The following is a 16,872-nucleotide window of genomic DNA, read 5'->3' as shown; positions in this document are numbered from 1 at the left end:
ACGGATTTGCGATATCCACGCCGTTAAAGGGCCGATAACGAAACGGAGTTCGTATCGGCCATGTCAAATACGACGCCTAATTCCAGTCAAGTGGATGCCGCGCTGTGCCTCTGGCGCTTCGGTCTTGGTGCCCGGCAGGGAGACCTGCAGGCAATTGCGGATGATCCACGCGATCTCTTGCGGTCAGAAGTAACCGAACATGCGGTGCCGATTCCGGTTGGCCCGCTATTGCACTCCAGCGCCGATCTTATGGTCTCGCTCATTGCCTTCAACAGGCAGGTGAAAGCCGAACGTGAAAAACCGGCGGTGACCGCCGTCTCTGTTGAGAAGGCGATGACTGAGACGGACAACAGGATGGATAAGGCTGGAATGGCGGCCGCGCCGACCATGCCGCCACCCATGTCAAAAGACAAACCGGCCGACGTGGCCAATAAGAGACCCTATCTTCCCCAACAGATATTGCTGGCGGAGGTCGATGCGCGGTTTAATGGCACCGTCCGCCAGCCTCTGATCGGGTTTGGCGAACGTCTTGCGATGTTCTGGGCAAACCACTTCTCCGTCGCCATCGGTAAGGGTGGCGATGTGCACATCCTCGCCGGCGCCTTCGAGCGCGAAGCGATCCGCCCGCATATATTCGGCAATTTCGAGGACATGCTGCTTGCCGTGGAAACCCATCCTGCCATGTTGTTCTTTCTCGACAACCAGCAATCGATCGGTCCCAACTCACCGGCCAACAAAAACGGCAAGCGCGGCCTGAACGAAAATCTGGCCCGCGAGATCATGGAACTTCACACGCTGGGCGTGGATGGCGGTTACAATCAGGCTGACGTGACGGAGCTTGCGCGCATCATCACCGGCTGGACCGTTTATCGTGACGAGAACAGGCCGGGGCCGGTCGGGCGCTTCAGCTTCAATGCCAACAGCCACGAGCCGGGTGATCACGCGGTGATGGGCATCACCTATGCCGATGCCGGGATGGAGCAGGGGCGGCGGGCGCTGCGCGATCTCGCCCATCACCCATCCACCGCCCGCCACCTTGCCTTCAAACTGGCAAGGCACTTCGTCAGCGACCAGCCGCCTGTGGCGCTGGTGACCAAGATCGCCGCTGCCTACACCAAATCCCACGGCGATCTCGCCGCCACCTATCTTGCCATGCTGGATGCGGAAGAAGCCTGGGATCCCACTCTCAAGAAGTTGCGGCCACCGCTCGATTTCGTCACCGCCGTGCTGCGCAGCGGCGATGTCAAGCCGAAACCTGAACAGATCGTTTCGGTGCTGAAGGCGCTCGGGCAGCCTTTCTGGGACCCCTCCGGACCGAACGGTTTTTCCGATGTGAGCGATAGTTGGGGTTCCTCCGAGGGGCTGGCAACGCGGATCGATGCCGCGAGCCTTTTTGCCCATCAGGTTGCCGGCGGTATCGACCCCCGTGACTTTGTTGCCGATCGGTTCGGCCCGCTTCTCACGCGTGAGACCGCCCAGGCCGTTCAGCGCGCGGAAACCAAGCCGCAAGGGCTGACCATCGCTTTCCTTTCCCCCGAATTTCAGAGGCGCTAACCATGCTGTGCGAAGATTTCTCTCCCACCCGCCGCGCCGTTCTCGGTGCAACCGGCGCTCTTTTTGCCTGGGCCTTCATGCCACGTTTTGCCCATGCGGCCTCCGGGCGTGATCCGCGTTTCGTGACGATCATCCTGCGTGGCGCGCTTGACGGGCTGACCGCCGTGCCACCGGTCGGCGATCCCGATTACGAAGCGCTAAGACAGCAATTGACGCTGCGAACGGAAGGCGAAAACCCGGCGCTGGCGCTGGATGGGTATTTCGCGCTGCATCCTTCGCTACGCAATTTCCAGCGGCTTTACCGCAAGGGTGAGGCGGCCGTGGTGCATGCCAGCGCCACCGGTTATCGCGACCGATCCCACTTTGACGGGCAGGATGTTCTTGAATCCGGTTTTGCGACACCAGGCCATGTCGAAAGCGGCTGGCTCAACCGGCTGCTGGAGCAGATGCCGGCGGGAGAAACGATCAATCCTGCCGCCGGCGACCGGGTGAGCGGGCTTGCCATCGGGGCCAGCGCACCGCTCGTCATTCGCGGCAAGGCACCCATCCTTGGATGGGCGCCATCCGTGCTGCGGCCTGCCGATGGCGATCTCGCACCCCGGCTTGCCGATCTCTACGGCCAGACGGACCCGATGCTTGCCGCCCTACTGGCCGAAGGTGTGGAGACCGGCAGGATCGCATCGGGTGTCGACATCAAGGCGCGCGGCGGCCCCGGTGATCCGCAGGGAATGGAGCAGATGGCGCGTGGCGCAGCACGGCTGATTGCCCATCCGGAAGGCCCCCGCGTGGCGGCGCTGGCTTTCGAGGGCTGGGATACCCATGCGCAGGAGGTCGATCGCCTAGCCAAGCTCTTGTCCGGTCTGGATAATGCCCTTGCGGCCTTCGAACAGGAGCTGGGGCCGGTCTGGAAGGATACTGTGATACTCGTGGCCACGGAATTTGGCCGCACCGCGCGTATCAACGGCACTGATGGCACCGACCACGGCACCGCCACCACCGCCTTTCTGGCCGGTGGCAGCATCCGCGGCGGCCGTGTCATCGCCGATTGGCCGGGCCTGAAGGAAGCGCAGCTACGTGACGGCCGCGACCTTGCCGCGACCACCGATCTACGCGCCGTCATCAAGGGGCTCGCCATCGATCATCTCGGCGCGAGCGCCGGAGCCCTGGACAAGCTTGTGTTTCCCGGATCTGATCTCATTCGCCCTCTGAAGGGCCTGATCGCCTGAGACCTGGTCGTCTTGGGGACGGGCCCTTCATGTTCCTGTTGCAATAGTGTCTGATATCCACCCAGTGCCGACGAGTCGCCGCGGCACTGTGTGGAGAGAGATGTGGCATCGCAGGAACGTGAAGGTAATAGAGCGCCGCAGGGCACACCGGGGGAGGTTTTCGCAGCCTTTCTGAAGCTTGGCGTCACCTCCTTCGGCGGCCCCATCGCCCATCTCGGTTATTTCCGCGACGAGCTTGTCGTGCGGCGCAAATGGATCGACGAGGCTGGTTATGCCGATCTCGTGGCGCTCTGCCAGTTTCTGCCGGGCCCGGCCTCCAGCCAGGTGGGGTTTGCGTTGGGGCTGCTCAGGGCAGGGCCGTTCGGTGCGCTGGCGGCCTGGGCGGCATTCACTTTGCCATCGGCCATTCTCCTCATTCTTTTCGCCATGGTCGCCGCCTCGATCGAAGGGCCGGTCGGCACCGGTCTGTTGCACGGTTTGAAGATCGTCGCTGTCGCCGTGGTGGCGCAGGCCGTGTGGGGCATGGCGAAAAGCCTCGCGCCGGATCGTCAGCGTGCCAGCATTGCGCTTGCCGGCATCGTCTGCGTGGTGTTCGTCGCGGGTGCATTCGGGCAGGTTCTGGCGCTTGGCCTCGGCGCATTCGCCGGGCTTGTCTTCTGTCGCTCCGGTGCCGCGGGACAGGCCACCCACCTCAGCTTCCGGGTGTCGAAAAGCGTCGGATATGGTGCGCTCGCCACCTTCGCCCTGCTTCTCGGCCTTTTGCCGCTGCTTGCAGCAGGGGCATCGTCGCAGGGCATCTCCCTGTTTGATGCTTTTTATCGCGCCGGCGCGCTGGTCTTTGGCGGCGGCCATGTGGTGTTGCCGCTGCTGCAATCAGAAGTCGTCGCGACCGGCTGGGTCACAAAAGACGCTTTTATTGCCGGTTATGGCGCAACACAGGCGGTGCCCGGCCCGCTCTTCACCTTCGCCGCCTATCTCGGCGCGGTGGTGGGCCCGCAGCCTAACGGCATTGTGGGTGCGGCGATCGCTCTTGTCGCGATCTTCTTGCCGGGCATGCTGCTGCTCGTCGGCGCGCTTCCCTTCTGGGAAGGTTTCCGCAAACACCTGACGGTGCAGGCCGCCATGCGCGGGGCACACGCCGCCGTCGTCGGCATTCTCGGCGCCGCCCTTTATGACCCGGTGTGGACGAGCGCGATCTTCACGCCGAAGGATTTTACCCTTGCGTTCACCGGCTTCATCCTGCTGGCGGTGTGGAAAACGCCACCATGGGCCGTGGTTCTGCTCTGCGCGGTCGGCGGCGTTCTGCTTGCCTTGATGTGATAGGGCCGGTCACGCCGTTCCGATGGTCTCGAGCAGCCAGTCGGAAAAGGCCTGCATGGCTGATGTCTGCGGTTTCGATTGCAGGCGGGTCAGCCAGTAGCTTCCAAGCGAGATGGTGACGGGAAAGGGCTGCATGACCGCGCCCGACGTCAGATGCCGCGAAAACATCGATGGCGGCGCGAGCGCCACGCCCAGCCCCTGAAGCGCCGCTTCCATCATGCCGAGCGACGTGTCGAAGACGATGCCGGCATTCACCTGCGCCGCCGGTGAAACGCCCGCCGCGGCAAACCATGTGCTCCACTCATCGGCGCGGTAGCTGCGCAGCAATGTTGCATCCATCAGGTCGGCGGGCTCTTTCAGCATTTCCGCCAGTTTCGGCGTGCAGAGCGGCGAAAGCGGCGCCTCGAACAGACGGAAGGCATCCGTGCCATGCCAGGAGCCCTGGCCGAAACGAATGGCGAAATCCAGCCCCTCCGCGGCCATGTCCACCCGGTTGTTGTTGGTGGAAACCCTGACATCGATAAACGGATGCCGCTTTTGAAATGCCGCGAGCCGCGGCAGCAGCCAGCCGACGGCGAAGGTGCCCACGACCCCGAGAAACAGCAATTCGCGCACCTGTCCGGCCTCGATCCGGTCGAGCGTCGTCGCCATCTGGTCGAAGGAACTGGTCACCGTCGGCAACAGGGCCTCACCTTCGGCGGTGATCTTCAAGCCGCGCGGAAGCCGCTGGAAAAGGGCGACACCCAGCCGCTTTTCCAGCCCTTTCACCTGCTGGCTCACAGCTGCCTGCGTCACGCACAGTTCAATGGCAGCGCGGGTGAAGCTCAGATGCCGAGCGGATGCCTCGAAGGCCCGCAGACCGTTTAAGGGAAGAAATTGCCGAACCATTCAAGACCTAGATTTTCTTGTGTCTCCTCCGAGATATCATGGTTTGTTCGTGCAATGTAGGGCGGCTAAACGTCTTTTCGCTGGGGATGGCGGAGAAGCCGACAATCCACCTTAGGTTTTGGAGAACACGAAAGATGAAATTTAATCGCAGACATATCGCACTGGCCGCTTTGGTCTCGACGGGCCTGGTCACGCAGGCTTCTGCCGCTGATGATGCGAGGCTGAAGGCGATAACGGATGCTGCAATCAAGCCCGTCATGGAGAAAAACGGCATTCCGGGTCTGGCCGTCGGTATCAGCATCAACGGCGAAAACCACATCTTCACCTATGGCGTTCTGTCCAAGAGCACGGAAAAGCCCGTCACCCCGCAGACGCTGTTCGAACTCGGCTCCATCTCCAAGACCTTCACGGTCACCCTCAGCACCTATGCGGAACTGAATGGCCAGCTGTCACTGTCGGGCAAGGTCAGCGAGTATCTTCCGTCCATGAAGGGAAAACCCTTCGGCGATGTCGCGCTGATGCATCTCGGCACCCACACCGCTGGCGGCTTTCCCATTCAGGTGCCTGACGACGTCAAGACGGAACAGCAGCTGATGGCCTATCTCAAGGCCTGGAAGCCTACATACAAGGCCGGCACCCACAGAAGTTATGCCAATCCCAGCATCGGCATGCTCGGCTATATCACTGCAAAGGCGATGGGCCAGGGTTTCGACGGTGCCATGCAGGACACGCTTTTCCCGGCGCTTGGGCTGAAGAACACCTTCACCGTGGTGCCGAAGGCGAAGATGGATGATTATGCGCAGGGTTATAAAAGAACAGGTGAACCGGCTCGCGTAACACCGGGCGTCCTTTCCTCGGAGGCCTATGGCGTCAAATCGACGGCGGAGGACATGATCCGCTTCGTCAATGCCAATATGGGTCTCGAACAACTGGACGGAAAAATCCAGCAGGCGATCACCAACACCCATGCGGGATATTTCAGCGTCGGCGCCATGACGCAGGACATGGTCTGGGAGCAATATACACACCCGGCTCCCCTGAAGACACTGAGGGAGTTGAACGGCGGTGCGCTTCTGAAGACCGTGCCGGTCTCCGAAATATCGCCGCCGATGAAACCGCGCGAAGACGTTTTCATCAACAAGACCGGCTCCACCAATGGTTTCGGCGCTTATGTGGCGTTCATACCGAAGGAGAAATTGGGCATCGTCATTCTGGCCAATAAAAACTATCCCAATGAGGAACGCGTCTCTGCGGCCTATGAGATTTTGACGGCGCTCGAAAAGGCGCAATAACCCTGTCCGCCGTTTGATGTTTTTATCCCGGCGCGGGAGCTGATTGCTCCTGCGCCAAAACGCGTAACGGTGGGAAATAATCCAATCCCGATGACAGCGGCGGGCAATCGCGCTAACCGGGAAAAGATGCGCCGGCAACCGATTCGGTCTCGGGCGACGGGCGCAAATCACAAAGAGCAGATTTTTTTGCACGGCGATGAACCGGGATGGGAAAGCCCGGAAGATGCATGCCGGGCATTTCCTGGGGGGACGACGATGAGCGATACCGGTGGTTATTTTCCTCGCTGGCGGCTGAAAACCGAAGGGCGCATCATGCCGGATGAGCGGCTGCCCGCCGGGCAGACCGCCGTGCTTGGCCTGCAGCATGTCGTGGCCATGTTCGGTTCTACAGTGCTGGCGCCGCTGATCATGGGTTTCGATCCCAACGTCTCCATCCTGTTTTCAGGCATCTCGACGCTGATCTTCTTCATCGCCGTCGGTGGGCGTGTGCCGAGTTATCTCGGCTCGTCCTTCGCTTTTATCGGTCCCGTGCTGGTGGCAACGGGGGCGGCTGCGGGTGCGGCCAGCCCTGATATCGCGCTGGCACTCGGCGGCATCATCGCGGCCGGCGTGCTTTATGCGCTGATTGGCGTCATCGTCATGATTGTCGGCCATAACTGGATCGAAAAGCTGATGCCGCCGGTTCTAACCGGCGCGATCGTCGCCGCAATCGGTCTCGTGCTGGCACCAATCGCGATCGCAAGCGCCTCCGGCACAGGGCCGGGTAATCCCGATGGCGACCAGTTGTCGCGCTGGATTGCGATTTTGACGGTGACGTCGGTCGGTGCGATCGCGGTCTATGCGCCCGGCATGACGCGCCGGCTGCCCATTCTTCTCGGCGGCGCGATTGCCTATCTCGCCTATCTCGTGCTCGCAAACGGTTTCGGTCTCGGCAAGCCCGTTGATTTTGCAGGTGTTGCGGCCGCAGCCTGGTTCGGATTGCCGGCCTTCACCACGCCGGTGTTTTCCGCACCGGCGATTGCCCTGATCGCCCCGGTCGTCGTCATTCTGGTGGCGGAAAATCTCGGGCATATCAAGGCGATCGGCGCGATGACCGGCCGTAATCTCGACCCCTATCTCGGCCGTGCCTTTATTGGTGACGGCATCGCGACGATCTTTTCCGGCGCCTTCGGCGGCACCGGCATGACGACCTATGCCGAAAACATGGGCGTGATGGCGATCACCCGTATCTTCTCGACGCTCGTCTTCATCGTCGCAGCACTGGTTGCCATCATCCTCGGCTTCTCACCGAAATTTGGCGCCCTCATCCAGACGATACCGGGACCCGTCATCGGCGGCCTGTCGGTTGTGGTCTTCGGCCTGATCGCGGCGACCGCAGGGCGCATCTGGGTGGAAAACAAGGTCGATTTCTCCGAACCGCGCAACCTCATCACCGTGGGCATCGCGCTGGTTCTGGGCGCCGGCAATTTCAAGCTCAATGTCGCCGGTTTCACGCTGGATGGCATCGGCACGGCGACAATCGGCGCGATTGCGTTTTACCACCTTTTGGGTCTCGGCAGACCGGCGCAGGGCAGGTGACGCTGAGCAGCCCAGGCGATAGGTATGGAAAGCATGGGCGCGTAATCAGGACTATTGGGGATCACTAGCAGCCATGTGAAACGAGGCCTCAACAAGGATCACTTGTTGAGGCCGCTCCATCGGCCGCTAGCGCCTTGCTTTCCCGGCCACGCCATCAGCGCCACGTCGACGACGGCCTTTAATGTCTCCGTACATGCACCGTCGCAAGCCTGGGCAGACATGCCCTGAATAATTGCGCCATAAAAGCGCGCAAGGGTGTCCGTATCGGTTTGTTCCGGTAGCTCACCGTCATGGATGGCGCGATCGAACCGCGCCTTGAGAATCTGTATCGCCCCCTCGCGCAATGCTGCCGTGGCACGGGCGACGGAGGCGTTTTCTTCCGAATGCTGGAGAACGGCGGTCGAAACGATGCATCCGCGCGGCTTGTCCGGCTGGGTGTCGCCTTCTGCAATATCGTAAAGGTACGCGGCAAGCGCCTCGTGGGCCGGTATTTTCGCCTGCAATAGTCCGGCACGGCGCTCGCTTTGTTGCGCGATATGATGATCGAGCGCCAGCCGGAACAGTTCTTCCTTCGAACCGAAGGTCGCATAAAGAGATGGCGGCGTGATCCCCATCGCATGGGTGAGATCCGCTATCGAGGTTCCCTCATATCCCCGCTCCCAGAACAGCCGGGCCGCGATGTCGAGCCCGGTATTCCGATCGAGCAGGCGCGGCCTGCCGCGTTTTCGCGTCGTTTCAGTCATTATTATATCGATCACTATAAAAATGTTGACAGATCATGTTCGGCTTTTATTATATCGATCGCTAGTTAAATCGCAACGGAGAGATCCATGTCTCAGAAACTGTCGAACAAAGTCGCCCTCATAACGGGAAGTTCAAGGGGCATCGGCCGTGCCGCCGCCCTGGCATTTGCCAAGGAGGGCGCAGGTCTTATCGGCGTCCATTATGGCGCAAACCCCGATGCCGCGCAGGCGACGATCCGCGAGATCGAAGCCCTCGGCTCGAAGGCGATCGCCCTCAAGGCCGATCTACGCGATGGGAAAGCGGCAACAGACAACCTGTGGGATCAGTTCAAGCAAGCGTCCATCGCTTTCACCGGCACGCCATCGCTCGACATTCTCGTCAATAATGCGGGCATCGCGCCGGCGACACCGTTGAAAGACATGACCGAGGCCGCGTTCGACGAGTTGATGACGATCAACTTCAAAGCGCCCTTCTTCCTCATCCAGGCTGTCGCCGATCATCTCCGCGACAATGGCCGTATCATCAATATCTCGACCGGTTTCACCCGCATCGCGGCACCGACCCATCCGGCTTATGCCGCTTCCAAGGGGGCGCTTGAAACATTGACGCTGGCGCTTGCACCGGAATTCGGCCGGCGCGGAATTACTGTTAATTCGGTGCTTCCGGGCGTGACTGAAACCGACATGAACGCCGGATGGCTGGCAGCGCCTGAAGCGCGTGCCGGTGCCGAAGCCCTGTCGGTCTTCTCACGGATCGGCCGCGCCGAGGACATCGCTGACGTCATTACGTTCCTCGCCTCCGATGATGCCCGCTGGACGACCGGGCAGATGATTGACGCGACGGGTGGTGCGCGGATTTGATTTAAGGTCATCAGGTGGCCCCGCACAGCACAATGTTCGGGGCACTTCGCGGCTTGTGGAATGACGAAAGGTCACCGTGAGCCATGGCTGCTCGGTTGCTTTGATATGTGGGCTTGAGACCCGCACTCGGCCTGTGCCAGAATGTTGCGACAGTTCAACCGGGCGTCCGTCTCCTATTCCACCTAAACGCATTGATGATCAGCAGATGAAAACTATCGGAATTCTCGGCGGCATGTCGGCCGCATCGACGCAGATCTATTATCGCAAGCTCTGCGAGATCACCCGTGATCGCCTTGGCGGCCTTCATTCCCCCGAGCTTTTGATCCGCTCGCTTGATTTTGCGAAGATCGAGACATTGCAGGCGCGCGGCGAATGGGGTGCCGCCGCAGCCATATTGAACGCCGAAGCTAAAGCCCTGCAGCGGGGCGGCGCGGACTTCATCCTGCTTGCGACCAACACGATGCACAAGCTCGCCCGGGACATGATGGAGGGTGTCGATATTCCACTGCTGCATATCGCTGACGCTACCGCTGATCGTATATTAAGCGCAGGGCTCAGCCGGCCGGGCCTGATAGCAACTGCCTTCACCATGGAGCAGAGCTTCTACAAGGACAGGCTGGTTGCGGCGTCGCTCCACCCCGTCCTTCCAGACGCTGACGACCGCAGGACGGTGCACCGCATCATCTACGACGAACTCTGCAGGGAAATTATCCGGGATGAAAGCCGTTCGACCTATGAAGATGTCGCCCGTCGACTGGTCGATGCGGGCGCCGATTGCATGATTCTCGGCTGTACCGAAGTCGGTATGCTCCTCAATCAAAACAATGTTTCGGTCCCCGTCTTCGATACCACGCTCATTCATTGCGAGGCGGCTATCGATCTTGCTCTGGCAACCTGAGGGCATGGTGCTCGTCTCGCCGATCCGAATTCGGAGAGGCCGGCCCGTCCGCCGTGAATGGCCGCCGAGCTAGTCCCGCGTCACCGCAAAATGACAGCTCCCGGTGCCTGATTGCCCCTCCTTTCGGCGCAATTCCAAATCATGTATAGGGGCATCACTTTTACATGCCTGGTGCCCCTATGGATCGCAATGTGACCGCCGAAAGGCAGTTGGAACCTACAGTATTCGCGCCGATTGCTCCGTCGCTACCAGTCCGAGAGGATGAGCCTTACGCCCGCGACGAGATGCTGCACGAAATATTCGAGCAGACAGCCAAACGATTTCAGGCCAAATGCGCCGTCAGGCTGCTTGGCCACGATCCCGAAAACAGCCGCCGCACCCGGCTCAGCTACGCGCAGCTGGCCGAGCGTGCCACCCGGTTTGCCCGCCAGCTTCGCGCGATGGGGGTTCAGCGGGGGGATCGCGTCGTCATCTGCCTGCCGCGCGGCCTTGATCAATATATGGCCATCCTCGGCACCCTCTGGGCCGGCGCCTGTTATGTGCCGGTTGACTGGAGCTATCCGCAGGATCGGATCGATTTCATTGCCGAGGATAGCGGTGCCACCCTCATCGTCACGGATGCGGAACGGGCCGGCGGCATGCGGGTAACAACGCTTGTGGTCAACGAGACGCTCGGTGATCTGGCCGCCCAGGATGCCGTGCCGATCACCCGCGCCGAAAGCGGCGCGTCTCCCGATGACCTCGCCTATATCATCTACACGTCGGGAACTACCGGTCGCCCGAAGGGCGTGATGATTTCCCACCGCAGCGCCTGCCATTTCCTGCGCTCCGAAGGGGCGATCCTCGCCATTGAAGAAAGCGACAGGGTTTTCGGCGGCTTCAGCATCGCCTTCGACATGTCGATCGAGACGATGTGGAGTGCTTTTTCCGCCGGTGCGGAGTTGCTCGTCGCCACTGAGGCGCTGCATAAGGCGGGGCCTGATGTGGGTATCACTCTGGCGGCTGAAAGCGTTACCGTCTGGCATGTGGTGCCGTCGCTCTTCACCCTCGTTGAGGCGGAAATACCCACGCTCCGCATCGTCAACCTGGGCGGAGAGGCATGTCCGCCTGATCTCGTCGAGCGCTGGGCGCGACCGGGGCTTCGGATTCTCAACACCTATGGACCGACCGAGACGACTGTGACGGCCACCTGGACCGAGGTGCAGCCCGGCCGGCGTGTCACCATCGGCCGGCCCCTGCCGGGATATACGGCCTGGATCGTCGACGAAAAACTTTGGCCGGTCGCTGCCGGCGCTGAAGGTGAACTTGTCATCGGCGGCCCCGGTCTCAGCGGCGGTTATGTGAACCGTCCCGATCTCACCGCGGACAAGTTCGTCAACACGCCGTTTTATGGCCCGGACGGGCTTCCTGCCCGGATTTATCGCTCTGGGGACCTCGTGCGTCTCGATGCGGTCGGCGACATCGAGTTCATGGGGCGCATCGATACGCAGGTGAAAATCCGCGGTTTTCGCGTCGAACTCGCGGAAATCGAAGCGGTCATTGCCGAAGATGCGTCGGTCGCGCAGGCCGTCGTCCATCTTTTCCGCGATAATGACGGATCGGAACTGCTGGCTGCATTCCTTGTTGCGCGCGGCAACGCCGCAATCGACATGGAAGCCGCCCGGAAACGGGTGAATGATCGTCTGCCGAACTATATGCGGCCGGTCGTTTATCAGGTGCTGGACGCCCTGCCGACCCTGCCGGCCTCCGGCAAGGTGGATCGAAAGGCGCTGCAGCGGCCGGTCGTCGTTGCCGTCACGGATCGGGAAACCGTCGCGCCCGAAACGCCGCTTGAAATCCAGCTCCATGCCATCTGGTCCGAGGCTTTCGCACCGCAGAAAGTTTCGGTGGAAGACGATCTGTTCGAGGATCTCGGTGGCCATTCGCTGAAGGCTGCCCGTCTCGCCTCGGCAATCCGCAAATCGTCGGGCCTTTCCGGCGTTTCCATTCAGGATCTCTATGCCGCACCCACGATCCGGCGGCTTGCCGAACGGCTGCGCGACCGCGTGACGGCAGATACGGCGGTGCTGGAACCTTTCCACCGCGTCAGCGAATTCCAGAAACGCCTGTGCTGGGCGCTCCAGACGATCGCTCTGGTGCCGATCTATGCGGTGGCGGGATTGCAGTGGTTCTTCCCCTACCTCGCCTATACCTATCTGGTCGAAGATTTTGGTCGTGTCTCCGCCCTCCTTCTCGGCGGCCTCAGCTTCGTTTTCATTCCGCCATTGGGAATGGTGTTCGCCATTATCGTCAAATGGCTGATCATCGGCCGCTACAAGCCCGGCGATTATCCATTATGGGGCAGCTATTATCTGCGCTGGTGGCTGGTGCGGCGCCTCTCCGACATCATCGCCACGCCTTATCTCAGCGGCACGCCGATGATCCGTTTTTATTACCGGCTGCTGGGCGCCCGGATCGGTCGTCGCGCCTTTATCGGCACGGTCAGCATCGATACCGCCGATCTCGTCACCATCGGCGATGACGCCATCGTCAGCGATTATGCCATGCTGGCGACCAGTTCGGTTGAGCGGGGTCTGCTGCGCATCGGCTCGGTCAGGATCGGCAACAGCGCTTTCATCGGCACCATGTCGGTGGTTGGACGCAACAGCGCGATTGGTGATGCGGCCGCGCTTGACGATCTCTCTTCCCTGCCTATGAACCAGTCGATCCCTTCAGGGGAAAGCTGGAGCGGCTCTCCCGCCAAGTGCATCGCAACCGGGCGTATCGCCCAGCGGGACGGGGAGGCGGGCTTTCTGCGTCGTCTGCTGGTTGGCTTCGGACTGTTCATCGCTGCGGTCATTCTTCCTCTGGTCGCGATCCTGCCGATTGCGCCGGGTCTGATCGCGATGATCGAAATCGACTGGAATACCGATGGTTATTCCTACCTGCTGATTTCGCCGTTCCTCGCGCTTACCTACATCATCCTGATGTGTGTTTTGACCGTTGCCGCCAAACGCCTGATCCTCGGGCCGGTCCGGCCCGGGCGATATTCGATCCATAGCTGGTTCTATCTGCGGTTCTGGTTCGTCCAGCAGGTGACCGATCTGGCGCTGGCGCTGCTTCATCCGATCTACGCGACGCTCTACGTCATCCCCTGGTATCGTGCGCTCGGCGTGCGGATCGGCAAGCGCGCCGAAATCTCGACGGCTGCGAAAATCGTGCCCGATCTCGTCGATATCGGGCCGGAAAGCTTCATTGCGGACGCGGTTGTCTTCGGTGCGGCGCGCCATGAGCCGGGCATTATCGAGCTGGCGCATACCCGGATCGGGCGACGGTCCTTCATCGGCAACTCGGCCGTGTTGCCAACAGGTGCAACCATTGCCGACGGCGTCCTGATCGGTGTGCTTTCCAAGCCGCCAGCAGATGGCGGTGCCGAGCAGCCGGACGGAACCTGGTTCGGTTCCCCGCCGATTTCGCTGCCCGTGCGGCAAGCCGTCGGCCTGTTCGATGAGGGCGCGCGCTTTAATCCGCGGCCGCGCCTTGTCGCGATGCGGCTGGCCATCGAGGCCATCCGGGTGATCCTGCCGCTGACATTGTTTCTGGCATTTTTTAGCCTGCTTTTCTCTGTTGTGGGCGATATCCAGGATTATGACGACAGCCACTTGCTGATCGCCGTGATTTTCCCCTTCCTTTACATTGGCTTTGCGCTCGCCTGCGGCCTCAGCGTCGTTGCGCTCAAATGGCTGGTGATGGGGCGGTATAAACCGACGACAAAGCCGCTCTGGAGCACCTTCGTCTGGCGAACGGAACTGGTGACGGCGACCTATGAAAACCTGGCGGTGCCGAACCTGCTGCAACCGCTGCGGGGCACGCCCTGGCTGGCGTTTTTTCTTCGCCTTCTGGGCTGCAAGATCGGCCGTGACTGCTTTATCGACACGACTGACATTACCGAACATGATCTGGTGCGAATTGGCGACGAAGTGGCGCTCAATGAATTCTCCGGTCTGCAAACCCACCTGTTTGAAGACCGCGTCATGAAAGTGAGCGGCGTGACGGTCGGTGACCGCGCCGTGATCGGCTCCTATGCCATCGTGCTCTACGATGCCGAAATCGGGGAGGACGCCCAGCTTGGCGATCTTTCCGTGGTCATGAAAGGCGAGACGCTGCCGGCCGGAACATCGTGGGAAGGCTCTCCGGCGCAACTCGTGCGCAATGCATGAGCGAGGCCGCCCTGGTGTTCAGGCTCTGAAGGCCTGAATGCAAAAACGGGTGACGCGGCAGTGGTCTGGCGCGTGCGCCTCGCGTGCAGCAGGCCATGCGCGAAAGGACACCGGTCGGGCCGCCTTTTTTGATCAGCCTGTCCTTCAGCGCTCCCAGCCCAGCTGATCCTCAAACGGCAGGCGTCCCCGAGCCGCAGAGCCGAACAAGACTTGAGGCTCGAAACCGGAATGCCAATAGTCCCTAGATCACCGAACTATCCACGGCCCGGAGGAAAGCGCGATGATGCAGCTTTTGCCGATCCCGTATTTCGCGTGAAGGCCATAAAAAGTGAGCTTCCTGAACTCTTCTTAGGACATGCATAAATCGATAGAGCGCCAGTTGGGCAAGTTCTAGCTGTCTCGCGCTCCCACGCACGGCGCTGCCCCGACCACGCGTTTTGCCAGCGGAGATCTATTGGGCGGCAGACAACGGGTTACCACAGTTCGACCAGACCGCCTGATACACCGTTTACTGGATCGGTCTCGGGCTTGGGCAGGGACTTTATTCGCGCGCGCATCTCTTCTGTTGGTGCTGAGGTCTGAATGTCAGCCTGCTGCCCGGGCGGATATGCGCCCACGACCTGAAAATCCGCGGAGGATTTCAGCCTCATATGACCGGTGCCTGCCGGTAAAATCAGACAGTCTCCCTGAGTGACCTCCAGGGCCTGTCCGTCAGCCCCGCCGATCTGCAATGTTGCCTGACCACGCCCGACGCCGAGAACCTCATGCGCGCCGCTGTGGTAATGGTGGTAGTCGAATACGCCGTTGCGCCAGATCCCTGTCCAGCCGTTGCGGGAAAACAACGCCTCGAACGCGGCTGTGTCCGGTTGCGAATTGACCTGCCGATAGATGATGACTGGAAATGACTGGTTATTGGGAATTTGATCACCGGCATCGAAGATGTGTGTTTCGGTTCTCATACCTGTCTCGTTATGTGGTTTGAATGGCCCGGAGGGGCAGAGTATCGCAACATTAGCGGGCCTGCTACCGCTCGCCATTCAAAACGGGATGGCCGTGCGTGATCTACTGGAGAACTTGAAGCGTTGAGGCCAAAAGCATGTTGCATCCCGCCATGCTGTGTTCGGGTTCGACGTACTCGGCCTCATTGTGACTGAGGCCATCGCGACAGGGCACGAAAATCATGGCCGACGGCGCAACGCGATTCATGAAGAGGGCGTCGTGGAACGCACCGGATAGCATTCGTTGCGTTGCCAAACCCCGATCCTGTGCGGCGTTATCCAAGGTCGCGAGAATATCCTCCGGGAAATTCGCCGGCGGCATATCGAAGATCTGTGTGATCGTCGCTTCACAATTTTGGTCCCTCGCAGCCGCCTGGGTGACCGCGCGAATTTTATTTTCCATTGCGTCAAGCGTTTCGGAAGAGGGGTGCCTGATATCGACGGTAAAAACCGCGGTCTGCGGAATGGCGTTGACCGCAGCGGGTTGTAAAGCCATTCGCCCCACCGTGAAACGGGCGGCCGGATCGGAGGGCATCATGGCGGGAAACAGCGATCCAAGCGCGTTAACCGCCGCGTGAAACGGATCGCGTCGATACATCAGTGCCGTCGTGCCCGCATGAGCGGTCTGGCCGGTGATCGATACCTCCAGCCAGCGTGTGCCCTGTATGCCCGTCACTATTCCAATTGGAACTCCCCGTTTCTCAAGGGAAGGGCCCTGCTCGATGTGCACCTCGATATAGGCAAACACCGGAAAACCGAGATCGCGCATCGTGGCTTCCGGCAGGCTTTCCAGGGTTGCGGAAAGTTCTCCCGCAAAATCGGCTCCGTTATCTGTGGCAAGTAGCTTCTGCCACTCTTGTGGTATCGTTCCGGAGGCGAAAGCCATTGATCCCATGCAGCCCGGGGCGAAACGGCAACCTTCCTCGTTGGTGAAGGCGACGACCTCGACCGGACGTTCCGTCTCGATCCCGAAATCATCGAGCGTTTCCAGCACCTCGAATGCGCAAAGCGTCCCGAGCGCGCCGTCAAACCGCCCGCCGGCGGGCTGGCTGTCAAGGTGGCTGCCGATCAGAAGCGGTGCACGTGTTTCGTCGCGGCCGTTCCGGCGAATGAAGAGATTGGCGACGGGATCCTGGAATACCGAAAATCCTCTGTCGATCGCAAGTTTCGCCAGCAGCCGTCTTGCCTCGCGATCCAGTTCAGTGAGCGCCTGCCGGTTGACGCCACCCTTTTCGGTTGCTCCGATCGCTGCAAACCGGTCCAGATTTGCCAGCAGTCTTTCACCGTTGATCGAAAATTCTGCCATGGTTGTCTC

12 protein-coding genes are annotated in these 16,872 nt (G+C 60.8%); 8 read left to right on the top strand and 4 right to left on the bottom strand.

Translation table 11 applies throughout. The features are described 5' to 3' along the window. The first annotated feature begins 60 nt into the window (after positions 1-60). From ATU_RS14190 to chrA, 3 genes are all read left to right on the top strand, one after another. Complete coding sequence (locus tag ATU_RS14190) at positions 61-1,554, top strand: DUF1800 domain-containing protein (protein WP_010972740.1); 1,494 nt, start codon at positions 61-63, stop codon at positions 1,552-1,554. Between the two features lie 2 nt (positions 1,555-1,556). Beyond that, the gene (locus tag ATU_RS14185) at positions 1,557-2,780 is read left to right on the top strand and encodes a DUF1501 domain-containing protein (RefSeq protein WP_010972739.1); all 1,224 of its coding nucleotides are present in this window, start codon (positions 1,557-1,559) and stop codon (positions 2,778-2,780) included. A 102-nt stretch (positions 2,781-2,882) separates the two neighbouring features. After that, on the top strand, positions 2,883-4,100 hold the full coding sequence (chrA, locus tag ATU_RS14180; RefSeq protein ID WP_010972738.1) for a chromate efflux transporter: 1,218 nt from the start codon (positions 2,883-2,885) through the stop codon (positions 4,098-4,100). 9 nt (positions 4,101-4,109) lie between these two features. On the opposite strand, the gene ATU_RS14175 is transcribed toward chrA, so the two are convergent. After that, a complete protein-coding gene (locus ATU_RS14175; protein WP_010972737.1) occupies positions 4,110-4,988 on the bottom strand; it encodes a LysR family transcriptional regulator in 879 nt (292 codons plus the stop codon). A gap of 134 nt (positions 4,989-5,122) precedes the next feature. On the opposite strand from ATU_RS14175, the gene ampC reads away from it, so the two are divergent. Beyond that, the gene (gene ampC / locus ATU_RS14170) at positions 5,123-6,280 is read left to right on the top strand and encodes a class C beta-lactamase (protein ID WP_010972736.1); all 1,158 of its coding nucleotides are present in this window, start codon (positions 5,123-5,125) and stop codon (positions 6,278-6,280) included. A gap of 255 nt (positions 6,281-6,535) precedes the next feature. After that, positions 6,536-7,858 (top strand): solute carrier family 23 protein, encoded by a 1,323-nt coding sequence (locus ATU_RS14165; RefSeq protein ID WP_010972735.1) that lies wholly within the window; start codon positions 6,536-6,538, stop codon positions 7,856-7,858. Positions 7,859-7,956: 98 nt separating this feature from the next. On the opposite strand, the gene ATU_RS14160 is transcribed toward ATU_RS14165, so the two are convergent. Continuing rightward, complete coding sequence (locus ATU_RS14160; protein WP_010972734.1) at positions 7,957-8,601, bottom strand: TetR/AcrR family transcriptional regulator; 645 nt, start codon at positions 8,599-8,601, stop codon at positions 7,957-7,959. Positions 8,602-8,688: 87 nt separating this feature from the next. Here ATU_RS14160 and ATU_RS14155 point away from each other — a divergent pair, with 87 nt between their 5' ends. The 3 genes from ATU_RS14155 to ATU_RS14145 all read left to right on the top strand — a co-directional run bounded on the left by ATU_RS14155 (position 8,689) and on the right by ATU_RS14145 (position 14,559). Continuing rightward, positions 8,689-9,462, top strand: a complete 774-nt coding sequence (locus tag ATU_RS14155; RefSeq protein WP_006311944.1) for an SDR family NAD(P)-dependent oxidoreductase — start codon at positions 8,689-8,691, stop codon at positions 9,460-9,462. 205 nt (positions 9,463-9,667) lie between these two features. Next, a complete protein-coding gene (locus ATU_RS14150; RefSeq protein WP_010972733.1) occupies positions 9,668-10,360 on the top strand; it encodes an aspartate/glutamate racemase family protein in 693 nt (230 codons plus the stop codon). Positions 10,361-10,569: 209 nt separating this feature from the next. Beyond that, complete coding sequence (locus tag ATU_RS14145; RefSeq protein ID WP_197541448.1) at positions 10,570-14,559, top strand: Pls/PosA family non-ribosomal peptide synthetase; 3,990 nt, start codon at positions 10,570-10,572, stop codon at positions 14,557-14,559. 473 nt (positions 14,560-15,032) lie between these two features. Here the strand turns inward: ATU_RS14145 and ATU_RS14140 are convergent, their stop codons facing one another. Further along, a complete protein-coding gene (locus ATU_RS14140; RefSeq protein WP_010972731.1) occupies positions 15,033-15,518 on the bottom strand; it encodes a cupin domain-containing protein in 486 nt (161 codons plus the stop codon). Positions 15,519-15,621: 103 nt separating this feature from the next. Continuing rightward, entirely contained in the window at positions 15,622-16,863 is a 1,242-nt protein-coding gene (locus ATU_RS14135; RefSeq protein ID WP_010972730.1) for a Zn-dependent hydrolase, read from the bottom strand. Between the last annotated feature and the right edge of the window lie 9 nt (positions 16,864-16,872).

It is taken from the genome of Agrobacterium fabrum str. C58, from assembly GCF_000092025.1.
Taxonomy (GTDB): domain Bacteria; phylum Pseudomonadota; class Alphaproteobacteria; order Rhizobiales; family Rhizobiaceae; genus Agrobacterium; species Agrobacterium fabrum.
Note: the sequence above shows the minus strand (reverse complement) of the source record. Positions and strands in the feature narration are given on the sequence as shown.